Source organism: Paracoccus sp. Z118 (genome assembly GCF_019061185.1).
In the GTDB taxonomy this organism is placed as follows: domain Bacteria; phylum Pseudomonadota; class Alphaproteobacteria; order Rhodobacterales; family Rhodobacteraceae; genus Paracoccus.
On the sequence record NZ_JAHQZU010000015.1, the window covers coordinates 44,128 to 62,945 of the forward strand.

An 18,818-nucleotide genomic window follows, 5' to 3' on the forward strand; every position below is an offset into this window, starting at 1 on the left:
TCTGGGGGGCAAAAGAGTGGAACTGGCACTCGTCGGGATCGGGACCGGAAACCCCGAACATCTGACCCTGCAGGCCATTGAGGCGATCCGGGCGGCGGACATACTGATGATCCCGGAGAAGGGCGACGACAAGCAGGAGCTTGCCGACCTGCGGCGCCGGATCGCCGCAGGCTGCGCCGGGGAGGGTCAGGCTCGGCTTGTCACCTTCCCGATGCCCGTGCGCGACCCCGCCGTGCCCGACTACAGGACGCGTGTGCGTCTTTGGCACGACGTCATCGCGCAGGCATGGCTCGATGCCATCGCGCCCTACCCGGAAGCACAAAAGGTCGCGCTGCTCGTCTGGGGCGACCCTGCCCTGTTCGACAGCACGCTGCGGATCGCCGAGCGGATAGGGAGAATCCGCCCGCTGGACCTGAAGGTCGTGCCGGGCCTGATGTCGCTGCAGGTGCTCACGGCCTCCCACGCCATCCCGCTCAACCGCTTGGCCGAGCCGTTCCTTGTCACCACCGGGCGGCACCTGCGCGAGCGAGGCTGGCCCGAGGGCATCGACACCCTCGTGGTGATGCTCGACGGAGAATGCTCCTTCACCATGCTTGATCCGACGAATGTCGCGATCTGGTGGGGCGCCTATGTGGGGATGGAGGGCGAGATCCTCGATCATGGGCCGCTTTCGGAGGCAGGCCCCCGCATCGTCGCAACGCGTGCGCGGGCGCGGGCGCAGCGGGGTTGGATCATGGACATCTACCTGCTGCGTCGGGGCCGCTGATCGGGCCACCGAAGGTCAGCGCGCCGTAAAGGATCAATGTCGGAGCCACCGATCTCGGATTGGCCCGGCAAAGCTCGACAAGGTCGCTGATCGTCCCTCTGTGCAGTGCCTCTGCCGGGGTCGAGACTCCGATCGCCAGCAACGCCTGCGTGTCCAGCGGAAGCCCATGCCCGACGAGTTGTCCGGCGAAGGCTGGAAAGGTGGCTCGCGCCATATAGACTGCCGTGACCGCATGAGGGTCAGCCAGCGCGGCCCAGTTCAGATCGCCCGGCAGTGCTCCCGTGACGTCGTGGCCGGTCACGAACTGCACACGCCGGGCGGTAAGACGCCGGGTGAGCGGGATGCCCCCAGCCGCCGCGGCCGCCGCGGGGGCGGTGACGCCCGGTATGATCTCGTAGCCGATACCGGCCGAGCGCAGCGCGGCGATCTCCTCCTCCAGACGGCCGAACATGCCCGCATCGCCGGATTTCAGCCGCACAATCTTGGCGCCGGTCCTCGCATGGTCCACCAGCAGGCGGTTGATATCGTCCTGCCGCGCAGAGGCGCGGCCTGCACGCTTGCCGACCGGGATCAGCTCCGCGCCACTTGAGGCGAGATCGAGGATCGGCCCCGAAGAGAGATCATCGTAAAGCACGACCTCGGCCGTTTGCAGGCGCTTCATGGCCCTGATCGTCAGCAGCTCCGGATCGCCGGGTCCCGACGAGACGAAGCTGACGAAGCCATTGCCCACATCTTTCATGCGGCCTCCGCGATCAGATGAAAGAAAGTGCCAGTGACGTTCTCCCGCCGCGACCCGGTTTCAGGAACCGTGTTGCCCTCGGCATCGAGGACCTCGGCCAGGGGTGCGTCGGGCTGCGAGAGGATGGTGGAATAGTGGAACTCGTGGCCCCGCAGGCTCTGGCCGCAATCGTAGCCGGGCAGCGGCGAAAGCAGCCGCGCGCGCCGGTATCCGAGGTGCATCCGCCTGCTTGCGTAGGTGGTTTCCAACCCCAGCAGCCCCGCCATCCGGTGGGCCTGTCCGCTGGCGTCCGTGAGGCTTTCGCCCAGCACCATGTAGCCCCCGCATTCGCCATGCACCGGCCTGCTCTTGGCAAATTGCCTCAGGCCGGAAAGGAAGTTGTGCGCGCTGGCCAGACGGCCCGCGTGCAGTTCTGGATAACCGCCGGGTAGCCAGCAGCAATCCGCATCGGGCGGAGGCTCATCGGCCAACGGGGAAAAGGGGAAAATCTCTGCCCCGGCTGCGCGCCAAGCGGCAAGAAGATGCGGATAGGTGAACGAGAAGGCTGCGTCCTGTGCCAGCGCGATCCGCTGCGCCGGAGGGCGGCAGAGCCGGGACATGCCCAGGGGCATGCCGCCTGCAGCCAGCGCACGCAAGGCCGCCAGATCGACATGAGCGCGCAGGAAAGCGGCATAGCACGCGATCGCCACCTCAAGATCGGGATGCTCGACCGCCTGAACGAGGCCCAGGTGGCGCTCGGGCAATGTCAGGTCGCCGCGCCTCGGCAAGGCGCCCAAGACGGCTATGCCCGCATCGTCCAGCGCAAGCCGGCACAGCCGTTCATGTCGGGGCGAAGCCACGCGGTTCAGAATGACGCCGGCGACATGCACATCCGGGCGGAATTGCTTCAGCCCCAGCGCCAACGCCGCCACGGTCTGGGCGTGTCCCGAGACATCCATCACCACCACGACCGGCCAACCGGTAATCGCCGAAATGTCGGCGGTCGAGCCGTTGCCAGAGGCTCCGGGCGTGGCGACCCCGTCGAACAGCCCCATCGAACCCTCGGCCACCGCCATCTCACCCGGCAAGGCAAGCTGGTCGGCCAGAATTCCCGCCTCCATCGCCCAGCTGTCGAGATTGCGCGAAGCCTCGCCGCAGGCGGCGCGGTGAAAGGCGGGGTCGATGTAGTCGGGCCCGCATTTGTAGGGGCGCACCTTCACACCATCCTCGGCGAGGCAGCGCAGCAGCCCCAGCATCACCGTGGTCTTCCCCGCGCCCGAGCGGGGGGCCGAGACGATCAGGCCGGGGACCGTGGCGCGGCTCATGCCTTCACCGCATCTGCGCGCCCGGCCCGAAAGCGGCGGTCATAGTCGGAGGCATAAAGGCGGCTGTCATCAAAATCTTCGGCTGCCAGCGCGTGGCCGACAAGGATCAGGGCCGTCCGCTCCATCGTATCACCCACACCGGCGGCGATGGACGCCAGCGTTCCCCGCACAATCCGCTGGTCCGGCCAGCTTGCCCGCCAGACCACGGCCACAGGGCAGTCCGTGCCGTAATATCCGCCGAGTTCGGCGGCGACATCCTCAAGCCGGTGAATCGACAGATGGATCGCCAGCGTCGCCCCTGTCGTGGCGAAGGCAGCGAGGGCCTCGCCCTGGGGCATCGGCGAGGCCCGCCCAGAGGTCCGGGTCAAGACGACGCTCTGCGCGATTCCCGGCAGGGTCAGCTCTGCGCCAAGGGCCGCGGCGCCGGCAGCAAAGGACGGCACGCCCGGTGTGATATCATAGGCGATGCCAAGTTCGCGCAGGCGGCGCAACTGCTCGCCCATCGCGGACCACACTGACAGGTCGCCGGAATGAAGCCGGGCCACGTCCAGCCCCTGATCATGCGCAGCGGCGATCTCGGCGATGATCTCATCAAGGCTCATCGGCGCGGTGTTGATGATCCGTGCCCCTGCGGGACAGTGCCGCAGCACCTCTTCGGGGATCAGGGAACCGGCATAGAGACAGACTGGCGAAGCCGCGATCAGGTCGCGCCCGCGCAGCGTCAGAAGATCCGGCGCGCCGGGGCCGGCGCCGATGAAATGGACGGTCATGGATCAGGCCTTTCGACAGACTGGGCAAGAGCGGCGGTGGCGCATCGGTCGGCCGACATCACGCGCGGCAGGACGAGCCGAGCGGCGGGGCCGGCAGCGACGAGGGCGCAGGCCTCGGCAAGGCTGCCAGTGCCGTAGCGCGCAAGGATGCGGGGGCTGCGGGTGAATGTGCTCAGGCCGTTGAGGGCCGCTTCGGGAACAAGAGTAACCCTGAAGCCGAGCGCTTGCAGTTCATGGACAACCGGATGTTCCTCTCGGAACTCAGGTAAGGCAAGTGTCAGCGCGGGTATGACCTGCAGGCGCCGGAACAGTTCCTCGATGCTTCCAAGGCTGGCTCTTGCACGAAAGCCGAGACCAACGACCCTCATCGGACAACACTCCATTGCACGACCGGATAGCTGGCCTTCCAACCGCGCCTGCTTCCAAGCGGAACAGCCTGCGACAACTCGAACCGCAGGAGCGTGCCGCCCCATCTCGCCTGCGCCCACGCCAGCAGGCTTTCGGTCTCCAGTGTCACAGCGTGGGCAACGACCCGAGTCCCTTCAGGAATACAGGCCCACAACGCGTCAAGCAGCGGCTCGTCCAGACCGCCACCTACAAAGACGGCATCCGGTGCAGGAAGGTTCGGCAGCAGATCAAGCGCGCTCCCCTGCCGTATCTCGAACTGCGGCACCCCAAGGAACAGGGCATTCGCACGCGCCCGCGCGGCGCGAGCCGGATCGCGCTCGACGCCGATCGCGCGGTTGCGGGGGTGCGACAGAAGCCACTCGATCCCCACCGAGCCGCTGCCTGCGCCGAGATCCCACAGCAACTCGCCCGGACGCGGGGCAAGCGCCGAGAGGGCCAAGGCGCGGACCGGACGCTTGGTGATCTGGCCGTCATGCCCGAAAAGATCGTCGTCGAGACCCGAGGAATGCGGCAATCCCTTCCCGCCCCTGACCTCGACGGCGCAGGCAACGAGGTCTTCGCAGCGCGGCAGATGGTCTTTGGCAGCATGGCGCCGGATGCGCTCTTTCGGGCCGCCCAGATGCTCCATCACATGCAGCAGCGATTCCCCGAAGCCGAGCGAGGTCAGATAGCTCTGCAATGTGGCCAGTGCCGCACCATCGCGCAGGGTCACGATCAGCCTGGCGCCCTCGGTAAGGTGGCGGCGCAGCTTTTCGACCGGCGCGGCATGGAGGCCGAGGCACGTCACCTCCTCCAGCCGCCAGCCGAGGCGCGCCGCAGCAAGGGACGGCACCGAGATGCCGGGATAGGCGCGCCATTCCTCGGGACGCAGTTCCTGCGCCAGACTGCCGCCCGCACCGTGCCAGAAGGGGTCGCCCGAGACCAGCGCCGCCACCGGCCTGCCGCGCAAGGCCAGCAGCGGCGAGACGGAAAAGGGCACCGGCCACGGGTTCTTGCCGGAATGCTCCACCATCGCGAGATGGCGCGGGCTGCCGAAGACGACCTCGGCCCGTTCCAGCGCGTCCCGGCTTGCCTCGGCCAGATCCTTCAGGCCATTTTCCCCGATGCCGATGATCGACAGCCATTCAGACATTTCGACGACCCTCATCCTGGGCGGTACCACCGAGGCGAGCCGCCTCGCGCAGGCCATGGCCGATGCGGGCTTGCCCGCGATCCTGTCCTATGCGGGCCGGGTGACCAGTCCCCGCGAGCAGCCAGTCCCCGTGCGCGTCGGCGGCTTCGGCGGGGTCGAAGGACTCGCCGCCTTCCTGCGGGACAACGGCATCGGGCAGGTCATCGACGCGACCCATCCCTTTGCCGCCCGCATCAGCCGCAATGCCGTTCGGGCCTGCAGCATGGCCGAGGTGCCGCTTTGCGCCTTCGAGCGGGCGTCCTGGGAGGCGGAGCCGCAGGACGACTGGACCCATGTGTCCGACGTGCCGGGTGCCGTGGCGGCGCTGGACGGCCCGGGCAAGCGGGTGTTCCTGGCCATCGGTCGCCAGCACCTCGGGGACTTTGCGCATCTGGCGCAGCATCGCTTCCTGACCCGGCTGATCGATGCGCCTTCCGCGGATTTTCCTCTGACGGTCGCTGAGGTGGTCGTCGCCCGCGGTCCCTTCCGGCTTGAGGACGATCTGGAACTGATGCGCGCCCATGGCACCGAACTGCTGGTCGCCAAGAATGCGGGCGGAGCTGGGGCCGAGGCGAAGATCGTCGCTGCCCGGGTGCTCGGCATCCCCGTCATCATGATCGACCGCCCCGAACTGCCCGAGCGGCCGGTGCGCGGCAACGTAGCCGAGGTCATGGACTGGCTTCATGCCCGCCTCGGCGTGTAGACGAAGCGTCCGACCTGCCGCGTGGCCGACGAGCCAACGATGACGAGGGTGCGCATGTCGGCCATGTCCGGCAGCGCCTCGCGCAGCGGCACCACGCGGATGTCCTGATCGGGGGCCGAGACGGCGCGGGCGAAGATCATCAGGCGCTCCGGCTCGGCCTGGCCCTGCAGCAGGTCCAGCACGGTGGCGAACTGATGCGGGCGCGATACCGAACGCGGGTTGTAGAAGGCCATGGCGAAGTCGGCCTCCAGCGCAAGGCGCACCCGCTTCAGCACCAGGTCGAAGGGCTTGAGATTGTCCGACAGATTGATCGCGCAGAAATCATGGCCCAGCGGCGCACCTGCCGCCGCTGCTGCGGCCAGCATGGCGGTGATACCGGGAAGGACGCGGATGTCCAGATCGCGCCAGAAGGCCGGGCCATGCTCGACGGCCTCGAACACCGCCGAGGCCATGGCAAAGACCCCCGGATCGCCCGAGGATACGACGACGACGCGGTTGCCCTTGGCGGCAAGATCCAGCGCATGGGCGGCACGCTCAAGCTCGACGCGGTTGTCCGAGGGGTGCAGCCGCAGGCCTTCGCGCGGAGGGATGCGGCTGACATAGGGGATGTAGCCGATGACGTCCGTGGCCTCGTCCAGCGCGGCCGCGACCTCGGGCGTGATCATGGTTTCGGACCCAGGGCCAAGCCCCGCGATGACGAGCGATCCCGTCATGGCCTGCGCCCTTGCCCATGCACCAGCACGATCGAGAAATAGGGCACCGGCCCCTCGACCTCGGACAGCATCCGCACCCGCTCTTCGGCCATGGTGCCGTGCTCGACCAGCCACGCCTGGTCTGCCCGCCCTGCGGCCGTCAGGGCAGCGCGCAGCCGCGGCAGGTTGCGGCCGATCTTCATGACCACCAGCGCATCGGTCTCGCGGATGCGGCGGGTCAGGTCTTCTTCGGATAGCGTTGCGGGCAGCACCGTCAGGATGTCGTCGCCCCAGGTGATCGGCAGGCCCGTCGCCGTCCAGCAGCCCGCCATGCCGGGGATACCGGGCACCACCTCGACCCGTTCGCGCGGCAGTCGGGCGTAAAGATGCATGAAGGAGCCGTAGAAGAAGGGGTCCCCCTCGCAGAGGACGACGACATCCTCCCTCTCGGACAGCCGCAGAAGCTCGGCCGTCCAATGCGCGTAGAACCCCCCGAGCGCCGAGTTGTAGCGTGGGTCCGTCACCGGGATCTCGGTGGTCACCGGGTATTCCATCGGGATCTCGGCGACATCGGGGCGCATCAATCCCTCAACGAGCCTGCGGGCGACCCCCTTCGCACCGGCCTTGCGGAAGAAAGCCACCCGCCGCGCCTGTGTCAGATAGCGGTGGGCCTTGACGCTCATCAGCTCGGGATCGCCCGGCCCGAGACCGATGCAGATGATCTTGCCGTTCATGTTTATTCCCGTGCCGATGCAAGGGCGTTGACTGCCGCCACTGTCATTGCCGAGCCGCCCAGGCGGCCTTCGACGACGCACCACGGCGCAGGGTCGTCCTCCATCAGCGCCGCCTTGGATTCCGCCGCGCCGATGAAGCCGACGGGGCAACCGATGATCGCGGCTGGACGGGGGAAATCCGGCTCGGCCAACCGGTTGAGCAGGTGGAACAGCGCCGTCGGGGCATTGCCGATGGCCACCACGGCGCCCTCCAGATGCGGTCGCCACAACTCGATTGCCGCCGCCGAGCGGGTATTGCGCATCTCGGCCGCAAGGGCAGGCACGCGGGGGTCCTGCAGAGTGCAGATGACCTGATTATTGGCCGGCAGGCGGGCGCGGGTGATCCCCTCGGACACCATGCGCGCATCGCACAGGATCGGAGCGCCTTCCTGCAACGCCTTGCGGGCGCGGACCGCGAAGCCGGGCGAGAAGCGGATGAAAGCCGCCAGATCCACCATGCCCGCGGCATGAATCATGCGGACGGCGACGACCTCCTCCTCAGGGGTGAAGCGGGCGAGGTCGGCCTCGGCGCGGATGGTGGCGAAGGATGCGCGGTAGATGGCCGCGCCGTCAGTTTCGTAGCTATGCGCCAAGATGGCCTCTCAATAAGTCGGAAATTTCTGTGTCGGTCAGCCCCCGCAGTAGGGGTTTGCCCCCTGCCGGACCGTTCCGGATCAGGTCGAAGCGGCCATCCCGCCCCGTCAGGGTGACAGGTGCCGCAGCTGGATGGGCGCAGCCCTTGGCGCAGCCCGAGACATGCAGGTGCTGCCCGGCTGGCACATAAGGGGCGAGTTGCCGGGCCAATGCGCGGCTTTCAACGCTGGCCGAGGCGCAGCCCGGTGCGCCCGTGCAAGCGCTGACACGCAGCAACGGATCGTCGGGGTCCGTCAGCCACGACCCGCTACGCGCATCGTCCTCAGGCAGAACGGCCCGCCAGGGCGTCAGACGCAGGGCATGGGCGGCGAGGTCGCGCAGCGCCGCCGATGTCGCCGCGCCGAACGGCGCGAACAGGAACGGAGCGGTCCGCAAGAGGTCTCGCCGCGGCAGCTGTCGGTCAGGCGCGGCATCCTCCGTCAGCGGCGGCTTCAGTTCCGCGGCGATCGCCTGCGCCATCCGGCCGTGGCCGCTGGCGGCAAACCACGCCAGCACGTCGGCAATGCGGGAAACCACCCTGTCGGGGCCGACCCTTTCCCCCAGGGACATTCCGTCGGCCCGCAGAAGCAGGTCATCCCCGGCACGTTCAATGCGAATGTCCGCCGAGGCATCCTGAAGCGCGGCACGGGTCCCCGTGTCGATGGCAAACCCAAACTTCGGCGGCAGGTCGGGCGCATCCCGCAAGACCATCTCAAGCTCGCGGACCAGATCCAGCGTTCCGTCCCCCTCGTGCCAGAACGGCGTCACCATGATGTTGCGCCGGGCCTCCTGCTGGGGATCGCCGTCCAGCAGGTCAAGCGTCGCAAGCCGTCGCTGCACCTCCGGCAGTGCATCGTCGCCGACGCCACGCAGTTGCAGCGTCGCGCGTGAGCCGAGATCGAGCTGGCCGTTCCCGAATGTCTCGGAAATCTCCGCCAACCCGGCGACCTGCCCCGGATCAAGCCGCGATCCATGCGGACGGACCCGCAGCAGAAGGCCGTCGCCCGCAGGCATCGGGCGCAGGGCGCCAGGGCACCAGCCCTTGCGGGTCATGTCGGGAACTCCTCGGTCGAGTTGCGGCGCAGCGCGGGTCCGAATTCGGCGAAGATCGTCTCCATCGCGCCCAATGCGGCCGGATTCGCTTCCGCAAGGAAGTCGCGAACCTCGGGCGAGCCGAGGGTCGCCTGATGGTAAAGCGCAAAGAGGTGCTGGGGCACAGCCTGGGCCATCCGGGCGAAGGCGGCCATGTGTTCGAGGGTTGCCGCGATCTCGGCGGCGCCCCGGAAGCCGTGCCGCATCATTCCCCGCAGCCACCGGGGATTGGCGGCGCGGGCACGAATGACGCGGGCGATCTCCTCGGAGAGCAGCCTTGCGCGGGGCGCGTCTGGAGCTGTTGCGTCCAGATGGTAAAGTGCGGCCGGCTTGAGCCCCAGCACCGTGCGGGCAGCGGCGAATCCCGCCTCATGTGCCGCATAGTCCATCGCCAGAAGAAGGTCGGTTTCCGGCAGGTCCTGCGACAGCACGAAGCCGTCCGCCGCCCCGATCCGCGCCTCAAGTGCCTGGCGGTCGGCTGTGCCGTCCGCCCCGAACGCCGAGTTCTGCAACCATGCAAGTCCAGCGGCCTCGGTCATCATGTCGTCGCCGATTCCCGTGCCATAGCGGCCCGGCGCGGGGGCGAAGACATGCGAGCCGGGGGCGGCCATGACATAGGGGTTCATGTCGGCCGGCTCGTCGCGGGCGGCAAGCGCATCACAGCCTTGCTGGAACAGCGTGACGAGCTCGGGGAAAGTATCGCGGAAAAGCCCCGAGACGCGCAGCGTCACCTCGATCCGGGGCCGGTCCATCAGTGCAAGGGGCGTGATCTCGAACCCGGTGACGCGCTCGGAGGTGGGATCCCACAGCGGCTCCAGCCCTGCGAGATGCAGCGCCATGGCGAAATCCTCGCCCGCCGTCCGCATGGTGGCGGAACCCCAGAGATTGACGACCAGTCCTCTCGGATAATCACCGTGGTCCTGCAGATGGCGGCGGACGAGTTCCTCGGCCAGCCGGACGCCCTGCGCCCATGCCGCCCGCGACGGGACCGCGCGCGGATCGACGCCGTAGAGATTGCGCCCCGTCGGCAGCACGTCGAGCCGCCCGCGAAAGGGCGAGCCGGAAGGACCGGCCGCGACATGCCGGCCGGCAAGCGCCGCATGGATCGACGCGCGTTCGGATGCAAGGGATGCCGGGTCGCCCTGCGCCCTGCCCTCCTCGTCCGGGGTGCCCTCTCCCCAGACATGCAAACCGTCTCCGAACTGGCTTTCCTTGAGGTCGCAGACGAAGCGGTCAATGGCGGTGATCGCCTCGGCGGCCGAGGCATCCGGCGCGAGCCCCAGATCGGCCTCGAGACCCTGCCGCTGTGCCTCGTCGCGAATGAACGCGATCAGGCGCAGGCGGCGCGCCGGGTCCAGTCCGTCCGCGGTCGAATACTCATCGAGCAGGCTTTCCAGCCGCAGAAGGTTGTCCGGCATGCCGGAGGCGACCAGCGGCGGCGGCAGATGGCCCAGCGTCAGCGCCCCGAGTCGACGCCGAGCCTGCGCCGCCTCGCCGGGGTCGTTGACGATGAACGGATAGAGCACTGGCAGGCTGCCAGTCAGCGCGTCCGGCCAGCAGTCGCGCGACAGCGCCGCCGCCTTGCCCGGTAGCCATTCCAGCGTGCCGTGCGCGCCCACATGGATGATCGCATCGACCTTGGCGCCATGCCTGAGCCAGAGGTAGAAGGCCGCGTAATCATGCCCCGGCACATGAGAGAGGTCGTGGTAATCGGTCTCGCGGCTTTCAGTCCTGCCGCGCTCCGGTTGAAGCGCGAGAAGGATGTTGTCTGCCCAGAAACCCTGTATGCCCGGTTCGGAGTTCGGCTCGCCGTGCGCGGCCTCCAGATCCCGGCGCAGCATCTCGGGCAGGCTGGACAGGGCCGCCCGATAGGCATCCAGAGACCAGGCAAGCCGCGTCCCCTTCAGGTCGCGCAACACCGTCTCGGGTGTGAGATCCCGGCCAAGCTGCCGGGCGATGGCCGCCGCCGACGCCAGCGCGTCGAGCCCGACCGCGTGGGCCAGCCGCCACTCCTTGCCCGGATAGGTGGAGAGGATCAGCGCCACGCGGCTGGGGGAAGGCGGCAGGGTCTGCAGCCGCCGCCAGTTCAGCACCCTTGCCACGACGGCTCCGATCCGCTCGGCATCGGGGCGGTGGCGTTGAAGACGGAACTGCAGCGCGGGGTCGGTCTCCACCATTTCCTTGAACGAGATGACGCCCGCATTGATGCGCCCGTCGAGTTCCGGCAGCGCGACATGCATGGCCAGATCGGCGGCGGAAAGGCCGCGTTCCGATCCTGCCCAAGCCGCACGGTCCGAAGTCGCGTGGATCACCTGGAACACCGGCACCTCCGGCGCGTCGAGCGGAGAGCCACCCTCTCCCCGCCCCGAGAAAGCGGTCGCGTTCACGATGGCCGCCGGGGCGAGGTCGGGGAGTATGGATCGCAGCCAGTCGGCCGCTGCCCGGTCCTTGAGGCTGGGAAGGAACAGACCCACTGCCTGCACGCCTTCCGCCTCGAAGGCTCGGATCAGCGCGGCGACAGAGGCGGTGTCAGAGGTCGCCGCCCATGCCCGGTAGAAAGGGATCAGGATCAGCGGACGGTCGTCCCGCTCCATGGCGGTCACCGGACCAGAACCAGGGTGCCAGAACCCGTGGTTCGGCAGCGCCGTGATCCCCTCGACCACGCCAGCTTTCAATCCCGACAGCACGGCGAGTTCAGCCAGCGCGGCTTCTGCGGCGATGTCGCCTCCCGTCTCGCAAAGCTCTGACAGCCGCCGCAGGCTCGGGATGGGCACTGTCGATGCGGCGTCCAGCACGGGATCGGGGTTGCCGTCCGCCGGCAGGACGGCCAGCGCGATCCCATTCACGCGCGCGATACGGGAAAGCTCGTCAACCCCGTAGGGCCAGTAGCTTCTGCCACCGATCAGGCGGACCAGGATGCCTTTGGCCGCCGAGAGGGTCCGCTCGACATAAGTATCGACCGACAGCGGATGGCGCAGCCGCGAGAGATTGGCCAGTCGCATTGAGGGCAGCCTGTCCCTGCCCCGCTGCCAGCCTGCCGCGAAAGCGCCGAGGTCGCTGTCCGAGAAGGACAGGACCACCAGATCCGCGGGCGCCTGCCCCAGATCCTGCGGCTGGGCGGTTTCCTCCAGCCCGTGGTTTTCGCGGAACAGGACATGCATCAGGTCAGCGCGGCCCGGATGGCCTTGGAATCGAGGTCGCCCTTTTCAGCGATCACCACCAGACGGCCCCGCCGGGGGCGGTCGCCCCAAGGACGGTCGAACTGGTGGCGCACCCGCGCGCCCACGGCCTGAACCAGAAGCCGCAGCGGCTTGCCCTCGATTGCCACATGGCCCTTGATCCGCAGGATCTTCTGCGCCTCGGTCAGCTTCGCTATCTTTGCGGCCAAGGCCTCGGGGGCAGCCTGTTCGGGCAGGTCGATAATCACCGTGTCGAAGTCATCGTGGTCATGCTCCTCCTCGCCATCATGGTGCGAGGGGCGCGCGGCCAGATCGTCCTCGGCCGCAGCATTGATCCCCAGCACCACGCGCGGGTCGATCACGCCTTCGGTCAGTGCGACCATGGGCAGCGGGCGCGGCGCCTCGGCGGCGATGATCTCACGGGCCGCCGTCAGGCCATCCTCGCCTGCGAGGTCGGCCTTGGAGAGCAGCACGATGTCGGCGCAGGCGATCTGGTCTTCGAACACCTCGGACAGCGGCGTCTCATGATCCAGCTCGCTCGCATCGCCGGGATGCGCCGGGTCGGGCGCGAAGCGACCGGCCGCGACGGCCTCGGCGTCCGCCACGGCAACAACGCCGTCGATGGTGATGCGCGAACGCAGGTCCGGCCAGTCGAAAGCCTTGAGCAGCGGCTTGGGAAGGGCCAACCCGGAGGTCTCGATCACGATATGGTCGGGCTTGGGATCGAGCGCGAGAAGCCGCTCGATCGAAGGGATGAACTCGTCGGCGACGGTGCAGCAGATGCAGCCGTTGGTCAGCTCGACAATGTTTGCCTCGGGGCAGTTCGCGTCGGCGCAGGCGCGGATCAGGTCGCCATCGACACCCACGTCGCCGAACTCGTTGACCAGAACCGCCAGCCGGCGGCCCTGCGGGTTCTGCAGCAGATGGCGGATCAGCGTGGTCTTGCCCGCGCCGAGGAATCCGGTGACGACGGTGACAGGGGTTTTTTCCAGTGACATTTCAGACCTCGATCGGGGGAATGCGGGCAATGGTGTTCTTGCGGATCACTTCCGGGCGCGCGCGCCACGGCACGACGCCATCAGGGGTCGCGGCATAGGCGCGGGCCATGTCGGCGACGTCCTCAAGGTGCCGGTCTGGATCGATGTCGCCCTGCACATAGGTCCAGCGCCCTGCGCCGCGGAAAACGACCACGCACGAGCGTTTGCATGCCGATAAGCATTCCTGCCGATCATGGGGGACGCCGCGGGCCGACAGGCCCTCGGACAGGCGCGCGCCATCGGTCGCCGCCTGCGGATCGGTGCCCGCATGTCTGCATGTGGTGCAGACCACAAGCGTATTCTTTCTGGCCATATGCCCTCCCGGCACGCCAAAGGACGCGGGGGCTGACGAGCTGTGCAGGACATGCGGGGCCGGTTGGCCGCCTTCATGGCTTGCACACGGTTCACCCCGACCGCAACACAACGCGAATGCGAGATCTCGCACCGCACGCTGGCAGGTCTCCCGGCTTGCGGATTACGGGGATTGCTCCCCGGCGGTCACCCGACCTTCCCAGACCTTGCGGCCCAGTGGCATCCGGGTGACCTCTCCGGTCACGGTCGCGGGGGCGGCTGCGTTTTGCTGGACTCCAGCTATCGCATTCCCTCTTAGCTCGCTCTGTGCGAGAACCAACGATGCGCGAGCCAAGCCATGAGACGGCCTCGCTTGTCAAGGGAGAGAGGAAGTGATGGTGGACCATGCAGCCCCGGACGAAGCCGCGCGCCACGCCGGGAAGAAGGCGCGGATCAAGGCCGCCCGCGACCGGTTGATGGCGGAAAAAACCGGCGAGAAGGGGCTGATCCTGGTCCTGACGGGACCGGGCAAGGGCAAGTCCTCGTCCGCCTTCGGCATGGTGATGCGGGCGATGTCGCACGGAATGCGGGTGGCCGTGGTCCAGTTCATCAAGGGCGCCATGGCGACCGGAGAGCGCGACTTCCTGCTGACCCACTTCGCCGATCTTTGCGAGTTCCACACCATGGGCGAAGGCTTCACCTGGGAGACGCAGGACCTCGAACGCGACCGCGCCGCCGCGGCCCGCGCCTGGACCAAGGCCAAGGACCTCATCCGCGACGACCGCAACCGGCTGGTCCTGCTGGACGAGATCAACATCGCCCTGCGCTATGATTATCTCGATGTGGGCGAGGTCGTGGACTTCCTGAAATCCGAGAAGCCCCCGATGACCCATGTCCTGCTCACGGGCCGCAATGCCAAGGCCGAGTTGATCGGGATCGCCGATCTGGTGACGGAAATGACCGTGGTGAAGCACCCCTTCCGGCAGGGGATCAAGGCGCAGGCGGGGATCGAGTTCTGACACGGGCACTGATGCTGCAGGGGACCGGCTCGAATGTCGGCAAGTCGCTGCTGGTAGCCGGGCTCTGCCGGGCGGCTGTCCGGCGCGGACTGACCGTGCGCCCGTTCAAGCCCCAGAACATGTCGAACAACGCAGCCGTGACAATGGACGGCGGCGAGATCGGCCGTGCGCAGGCGCTGCAAGCGCTGGCCTGCGGGATCGAGCCGCATACCGACATGAACCCGGTCCTGCTGAAGCCCGAGACCGATATCGGCGCGCAGGTCATCGTGCACGGCAAGAGGCGCGCGACACTGAAGGCACGCGATTATGCCCGGCTGAAACCCGAGCTGATGGCGGCGGTCCTGGAAAGCTTCGAGCGGCTGAAGTCGCAGGCCGACCTGGTTATCGTCGAGGGCGCGGGCAGTCCGGCCGAGATCAACCTGCGGTCCCGCGACATCGCCAACATGGGCTTTGCCGCCGCCGCAGACGTTCCCGTCGTGCTGATCGGCGACATTGACCGCGGCGGCGTGTTCGCGCAGCTTGTCGGCACCAAGGTCGTCCTTGATCCGGAGGACGCCGCACGCATCAAGGGCTTCATCGTCAACCGGTTCCGGGGCGATCCCTCGCTTTTCGACGATGGCTATCGGATGATCGCCGAACGGACTGGATGGCGCGGCTTCGGTGTGCTGCCATGGTTCGCCAAGGCCGCCCTGCTTCCGGCCGAGGATGCGCTCGACCTGCAGCCCTTCGGCGACGGCGCGGTCAGGATCGCCTGCCTCGCCCTTCCCCGCATTGCCAATTTCGACGACCTCGACCCGTTGAAGATGCACCCCGACATCCGCCTTGAAATGGTGCACCCCGGCCAGCCGATTCCGGGCGACGCGGCGGTGGTGATCATTCCGGGGTCCAAATCCACGCGGGCCGACCTTGCCTTTCTGCGGGCGCAAGGGTGGGATATCGACCTCAAGGCCCATTACCGTCGCGGTGGACGCATCCTCGGGATATGCGGCGGATTTCAGATGCTGGGCCGCAGCATTGCCGATCCGCACGGCATCGAGGGAGAGGCCGGAGCCACCGAAGGTCTCGGCTACCTGGATGTTCAGACCGTGCTCTCCCCCGACAAGCGCCTTACCCGCGTCATGGCCGTCCACGAGCCTTCCCGCCTGCAGGTCGCAGGCTACGAGATCCACCTGGGCCGGACCGATGGTGCCGATTGCCTGCGCCCCTTCGCCCATGTCGGTGATCTCCCGGAAGGAGCGCGCTCGAGCAACGGCCAGGTCGAGGGAACTTATCTGCACGGACTGTTCACGTCGAACGCTTTCCGGGACGCTTGGCTCAAGGCTTTGGGAGTATCTGCAAGTGAATTTTGCTACGATAGCAAGGTTGATGCGGTTCTGGACGAGCTTGCCATTCATATCACGAAGCATCTCGACGTGACCCGATTGCTGGAACTATCACGATAAGTAGCTCTGGACGCTGTAGCGCTTTCGGCCTTGGCAGATACTGGACGGCATTGCGCCACGATAGCCTTCCTTGAAGCAGCCCTTCTTATCTGGTGCAGCATCTCAAACAGGAATCGTTCGCTACCTGGGACAAAGCGGATTTCACACAGGGCCACTGCAATGCGCCCCGGTGCTGTCGCTGTGTCAGACAGCTGAAGCCGGGCGGCCCCTGTGGGCCGCTTCCAGATCAAGTCCAGCGCGATCATCACGCGCGAGGCAGTCCCGTCAACGGGAACAGCAGGCCTCGCGCGGTCAGCACAACGAAAAGGCCAACGAACACCCCGCAGTCCGACGGCAGAGGCGGCACGCCGAGGCTGCGCACGCGGCGCCGCTTCCACCACGTGACTGCGGCCGAGGCCCCCAGCAGCAGCAGTCCGACCTGACTGGCACCATAGGTCTGGCCCATGTGGGTGTTGACGCCCATTCCGTATTCGGCGCACGTCATGTCTAGCAAGCGCTCGCCCGTATACTGATCCGGCTGGACGACAAGCTGCTGGCTCAGCTTGTCAGAATACCCGGAACCGAAAAGACGCTGGTGGGCGTAGTCGGCAGAGTGATCGCCTAGCCGCGATGCAGGCCAGTTCGTCGAAGATCGCAACCGCCGCACCGCGCCCTTCGAGGGCATTCCGCTCTCGGGCGGCACGGACTGGGGACCCGCCTGCCCAGTTGCGTGATCTGATCCGGGTGCACGTCGAACTGCTCGGTCAGTTCGACCAGTGTCCTCCCGCCCTTGATGGCTGCAAGCGCCACCTTGGCCCTGAAAGCCGGGCCTTGGTTCCGGCCCGGTCGTCTCGTCATGGTCTCTCCTCGCTCATCGGCATCAGGCCGATGCCGGGCGGATGATCCAGTCAACGCCCCTGTTCAGATTTCCCGAGCCAACTCTGCCTTGCATGGTTCCCCGCAAACGCTACAGTCCCGCTACACGCTCGTTGGGGCGCCCCGTGCGGGGCTGAGATGTGCAAGGCACAGCACCCATCGAACCTGATCCGGGTCATGCCGGCGAAGGGAACGGGCCATGCTGCACTCTTGGCGGCTTCCCTTTTCCGTTTGCGGCCATGACCCCTCGATGTGGAGGAAGAACATGGACGTCGCACTCGTCACCGCCCGATCTGTAGGGGACAACGCCAGAGCACAAGGCGCGGCTCGGCCCGCACCAGCCTGCCGCAGCCGGCGCGCTGCTGCGCCCCCTCGGCCGCGCCGCTCTACCCCCGTGAGACAACCCGACCGCCCGCGGAGAGACGAGATGAAAGCACTGTTCCGCAGCGTCTGTGCGGCTGCCCTTCTGCTGACCGCGAGCCCCGCGACGGCCGCCGAAAAGCTGACACTCATGCTCGACTGGTTCGTGAACCCCGACCACGCGCCCATCATCCTGGCCGAGGAGAAGGGTTTCTTTGCCGAGGCCGGGCTGGAGGTCGAGATCGTGTCCCCCTCCGATCCCGCCGATCCGCCGAAGCTGGTCGCGGCGGGCAAGGCGGACCTCGCCGTCAGCTATCAGCCGCAACTGCATCTTCAGGTCCATGAGGGCCTGCCGCTGGTGCGCGTCGGCACGCTGGTCGGAACGCCGCTCAACTGCCTGATGGTCAGCGCCGATGGCCCAATCGAGACGGTTGCCGACCTTGCCGGCAAGAGGATCGGATTCTCGGTCGCGGGCGTGGAACAGGCGATCGTCGCCGGGCTGCTGAAGCAGGCCGGACTGGACGCGGAAGATATCGAGATGGTGAATGTCAACTGGTCGCTGACCCCGGCGTTGCTGTCCCGTCAGGTCGATGCGACCATCGGCGGCTTCCGCAATTTCGAGTTGACGCAGATGAGGCTGGCGGGCGGCGAAGGCAGATGCCTCTTCGTCGAGGAGGAGGGCGTGCCCGCCTATGACGAGCTGATCTTCGTGGCCCATCGGGGCAGCCTCGACCGCGACCGGGTGAGCCGCTTCCTCGGTGCTGTCGAACGCGCGACCCACTACATGCTCAACCACCCGGCAGAGGCAAAGGCGCTTTTCGCGGGCCACGCCCCGGATCTCGGGGACGAGTTGAACACCGCGGCCTGGGACGACACCTTCGGCCGTTTCGCAACGTCCCCCGCCGCCCTCGATCACGGCCGATATGCCCGGTTCGAGGCTTTCCTGCACGAAGAGGGCCTCATTCCCGCCATCCTTCCGGTAGCGCAACTGGCCATGGACGTGGGTGCTGCCGAATGAGCCCCCTGTCCGCCGCCCCCGTTTACGGCCGCTGCTTCGCCGCCTGGCGCGAGGCCTGCGCCGGCACATGGCACGACTATACGCACCATGCCTTCGTCGAAGGGTTGCGCGATGGAACGCTGCCGCACGCAGCCTTCCTGAGCTATCTCGTTCAGGACTACCGCTTCCTCATCCACTTCAGCCGGGCCTGGGCCCTCGGTGTCGTCAAGGCGGCAACGCTGGAGGAGATGCGCGCCTGTTCGGCGACGGTCCACACGCTGGTCGACGGCGAGATGCCGTTGCATCTGCGCATCTGCGCGGCACAGGGGATCGACGCCGCCGCCCTTGAGGCCGCGGAGGAAGCGCCCGAGAACCTCGCCTATACGCGTTACGTTCTGGAAGCGGGCTATTCGGGCGATTTCCTCGACCTGCTCGCGGCGCTCGCGCCTTGCGTGCTGGGTTATGGCGAGATCGGCCTGAGGCTGGCGCGGGATGCGGTGCCGGACACGCCCTATCGGGACTGGATCGACACCTATGCCGGCGCGCCATATCAGGCCGCCTGCCGCGAGGTTGGCGCGCTGATCGAT

The 18,818-nt window shown here is 67.4% G+C and carries 19 protein-coding genes, 1 pseudogene and 2 riboswitches; of the genes and pseudogenes, 6 read left to right on the forward strand and 14 right to left on the reverse strand.

Going from position 1 to position 18,818, the window contains the following annotated elements:
* The first annotated feature begins 16 nt into the window (after positions 1-16).
* A complete protein-coding gene (cobF, locus tag KTN05_RS12740; protein WP_217329791.1) occupies positions 17-766 on the forward strand; it encodes a precorrin-6A synthase (deacetylating) in 750 nt (249 codons plus the stop codon).
* Here cobF and cobA read toward each other — a convergent pair.
* From cobA to cbiE, 5 genes are read right to left on the reverse strand one after another with little or no spacing between them, the layout of a single operon-like run.
* Positions 732-1,505, reverse strand: a complete 774-nt coding sequence (gene cobA, locus KTN05_RS12745; protein WP_217329792.1) for a uroporphyrinogen-III C-methyltransferase — start codon at positions 1,503-1,505, stop codon at positions 732-734. The two genes, cobF and cobA, sit on opposite strands and share 35 nt — an antisense overlap.
* Complete coding sequence (locus tag KTN05_RS12750) at positions 1,502-2,809, reverse strand: cobyrinate a,c-diamide synthase (protein WP_217329793.1); 1,308 nt, start codon at positions 2,807-2,809, stop codon at positions 1,502-1,504. Before KTN05_RS12750 ends, cobA begins: the two co-directional genes overlap by 4 nt.
* Entirely contained in the window at positions 2,806-3,579 is a 774-nt protein-coding gene (gene cobM, locus KTN05_RS12755; protein WP_217329794.1) for a precorrin-4 C(11)-methyltransferase, read from the reverse strand. Before cobM ends, KTN05_RS12750 begins: the two co-directional genes overlap by 4 nt.
* On the reverse strand, positions 3,576-3,947 hold the full coding sequence (locus KTN05_RS12760) for a cobalamin biosynthesis protein (protein ID WP_217329795.1): 372 nt from the start codon (positions 3,945-3,947) through the stop codon (positions 3,576-3,578). The genes cobM and KTN05_RS12760 overlap by 4 nt, the downstream gene beginning before the upstream one ends.
* A complete protein-coding gene (gene cbiE, locus KTN05_RS12765; RefSeq protein ID WP_217329796.1) occupies positions 3,944-5,119 on the reverse strand; it encodes a precorrin-6y C5,15-methyltransferase (decarboxylating) subunit CbiE in 1,176 nt (391 codons plus the stop codon). Before cbiE ends, KTN05_RS12760 begins: the two co-directional genes overlap by 4 nt.
* Between cbiE and KTN05_RS12770 the strand changes: the two genes are divergently transcribed.
* Positions 5,091-5,861, forward strand: coding sequence for a cobalt-precorrin-6A reductase (locus tag KTN05_RS12770; RefSeq protein WP_254368186.1), 771 nt, complete (start codon positions 5,091-5,093; stop codon positions 5,859-5,861). The genes cbiE and KTN05_RS12770 overlap by 29 nt on opposite strands.
* Here the strand turns inward: KTN05_RS12770 and cobJ are convergent.
* Genes cobJ through KTN05_RS12805 form a run of 7 tightly spaced genes read right to left on the reverse strand, consistent with a single transcriptional unit; the run spans position 5,840 to position 13,580 of the window.
* Entirely contained in the window at positions 5,840-6,574 is a 735-nt protein-coding gene (gene cobJ / locus KTN05_RS12775) for a precorrin-3B C(17)-methyltransferase (protein ID WP_217329797.1), read from the reverse strand. The genes KTN05_RS12770 and cobJ overlap by 22 nt on opposite strands.
* A complete protein-coding gene (gene cobI, locus KTN05_RS12780; RefSeq protein WP_217329798.1) occupies positions 6,571-7,287 on the reverse strand; it encodes a precorrin-2 C(20)-methyltransferase in 717 nt (238 codons plus the stop codon). The genes cobJ and cobI overlap by 4 nt, the downstream gene beginning before the upstream one ends.
* Before the next feature lie 2 nt (positions 7,288-7,289).
* Positions 7,290-7,919, reverse strand: a complete 630-nt coding sequence (locus KTN05_RS12785; protein WP_217329799.1) for a precorrin-8X methylmutase — start codon at positions 7,917-7,919, stop codon at positions 7,290-7,292.
* Positions 7,909-9,012 (reverse strand): cobalamin biosynthesis protein CobG, encoded by a 1,104-nt coding sequence (locus tag KTN05_RS12790; protein WP_217329800.1) that lies wholly within the window; start codon positions 9,010-9,012, stop codon positions 7,909-7,911. Before KTN05_RS12790 ends, KTN05_RS12785 begins: the two co-directional genes overlap by 11 nt.
* A complete protein-coding gene (gene cobN, locus KTN05_RS12795; RefSeq protein ID WP_217329801.1) occupies positions 9,009-12,212 on the reverse strand; it encodes a cobaltochelatase subunit CobN in 3,204 nt (1,067 codons plus the stop codon). The genes KTN05_RS12790 and cobN overlap by 4 nt, the downstream gene beginning before the upstream one ends.
* Complete coding sequence (cobW, locus tag KTN05_RS12800; protein WP_217329802.1) at positions 12,212-13,228, reverse strand: cobalamin biosynthesis protein CobW; 1,017 nt, start codon at positions 13,226-13,228, stop codon at positions 12,212-12,214. The genes cobN and cobW overlap by 1 nt, the downstream gene beginning before the upstream one ends.
* A 1-nt stretch (position 13,229) precedes the next feature.
* Entirely contained in the window at positions 13,230-13,580 is a 351-nt protein-coding gene (locus KTN05_RS12805) for a DUF1636 domain-containing protein (RefSeq protein ID WP_217329803.1), read from the reverse strand.
* A 122-nt stretch (positions 13,581-13,702) separates the two neighbouring features.
* Positions 13,703-13,914, reverse strand: a riboswitch (cobalamin riboswitch).
* A gap of 39 nt (positions 13,915-13,953) precedes the next feature.
* Here KTN05_RS12805 and cobO point away from each other — a divergent pair.
* Together cobO and KTN05_RS12815 are read left to right on the forward strand one after the other, a co-directional pair.
* The gene (cobO, locus tag KTN05_RS12810; protein WP_217329804.1) at positions 13,954-14,577 is read left to right on the forward strand and encodes a cob(I)yrinic acid a,c-diamide adenosyltransferase; all 624 of its coding nucleotides are present in this window, start codon (positions 13,954-13,956) and stop codon (positions 14,575-14,577) included.
* An 11-nt stretch (positions 14,578-14,588) separates the two neighbouring features.
* Entirely contained in the window at positions 14,589-16,019 is a 1,431-nt protein-coding gene (locus tag KTN05_RS12815) for a cobyric acid synthase (RefSeq protein ID WP_217329805.1), read from the forward strand.
* Between the two features lie 244 nt (positions 16,020-16,263).
* Here the strand turns inward: KTN05_RS12815 and KTN05_RS12820 are convergent, their stop codons facing one another.
* Both KTN05_RS12820 and KTN05_RS12825 read right to left on the reverse strand, forming a co-directional pair.
* Positions 16,264-16,512 carry a hypothetical protein gene (locus KTN05_RS12820; RefSeq protein WP_217329806.1) on the reverse strand — a complete coding sequence of 83 codons (249 nt, stop codon included), beginning with the start codon at positions 16,510-16,512 and terminating at the stop codon, positions 16,264-16,266.
* Between the two features lie 212 nt (positions 16,513-16,724).
* Positions 16,725-16,856: pseudogene (locus tag KTN05_RS12825) on the reverse strand (IS3 family transposase); the annotation flags it as partial.
* A 122-nt stretch (positions 16,857-16,978) separates the two neighbouring features.
* Positions 16,979-17,083, forward strand: a riboswitch (TPP riboswitch).
* A gap of 218 nt (positions 17,084-17,301) precedes the next feature.
* Between KTN05_RS12825 and KTN05_RS12830 the strand changes: the two are divergent.
* Both KTN05_RS12830 and KTN05_RS12835 read left to right on the forward strand, forming a co-directional pair.
* On the forward strand, positions 17,302-18,252 hold the full coding sequence (locus tag KTN05_RS12830; protein ID WP_217329807.1) for an ABC transporter substrate-binding protein: 951 nt from the start codon (positions 17,302-17,304) through the stop codon (positions 18,250-18,252).
* Positions 18,249-18,818 (forward strand): TenA family protein (locus tag KTN05_RS12835; protein ID WP_217329808.1); only part of this gene is annotated, 570 nt, incomplete at its 3' end. The genes KTN05_RS12830 and KTN05_RS12835, both read left to right, overlap by 4 nt.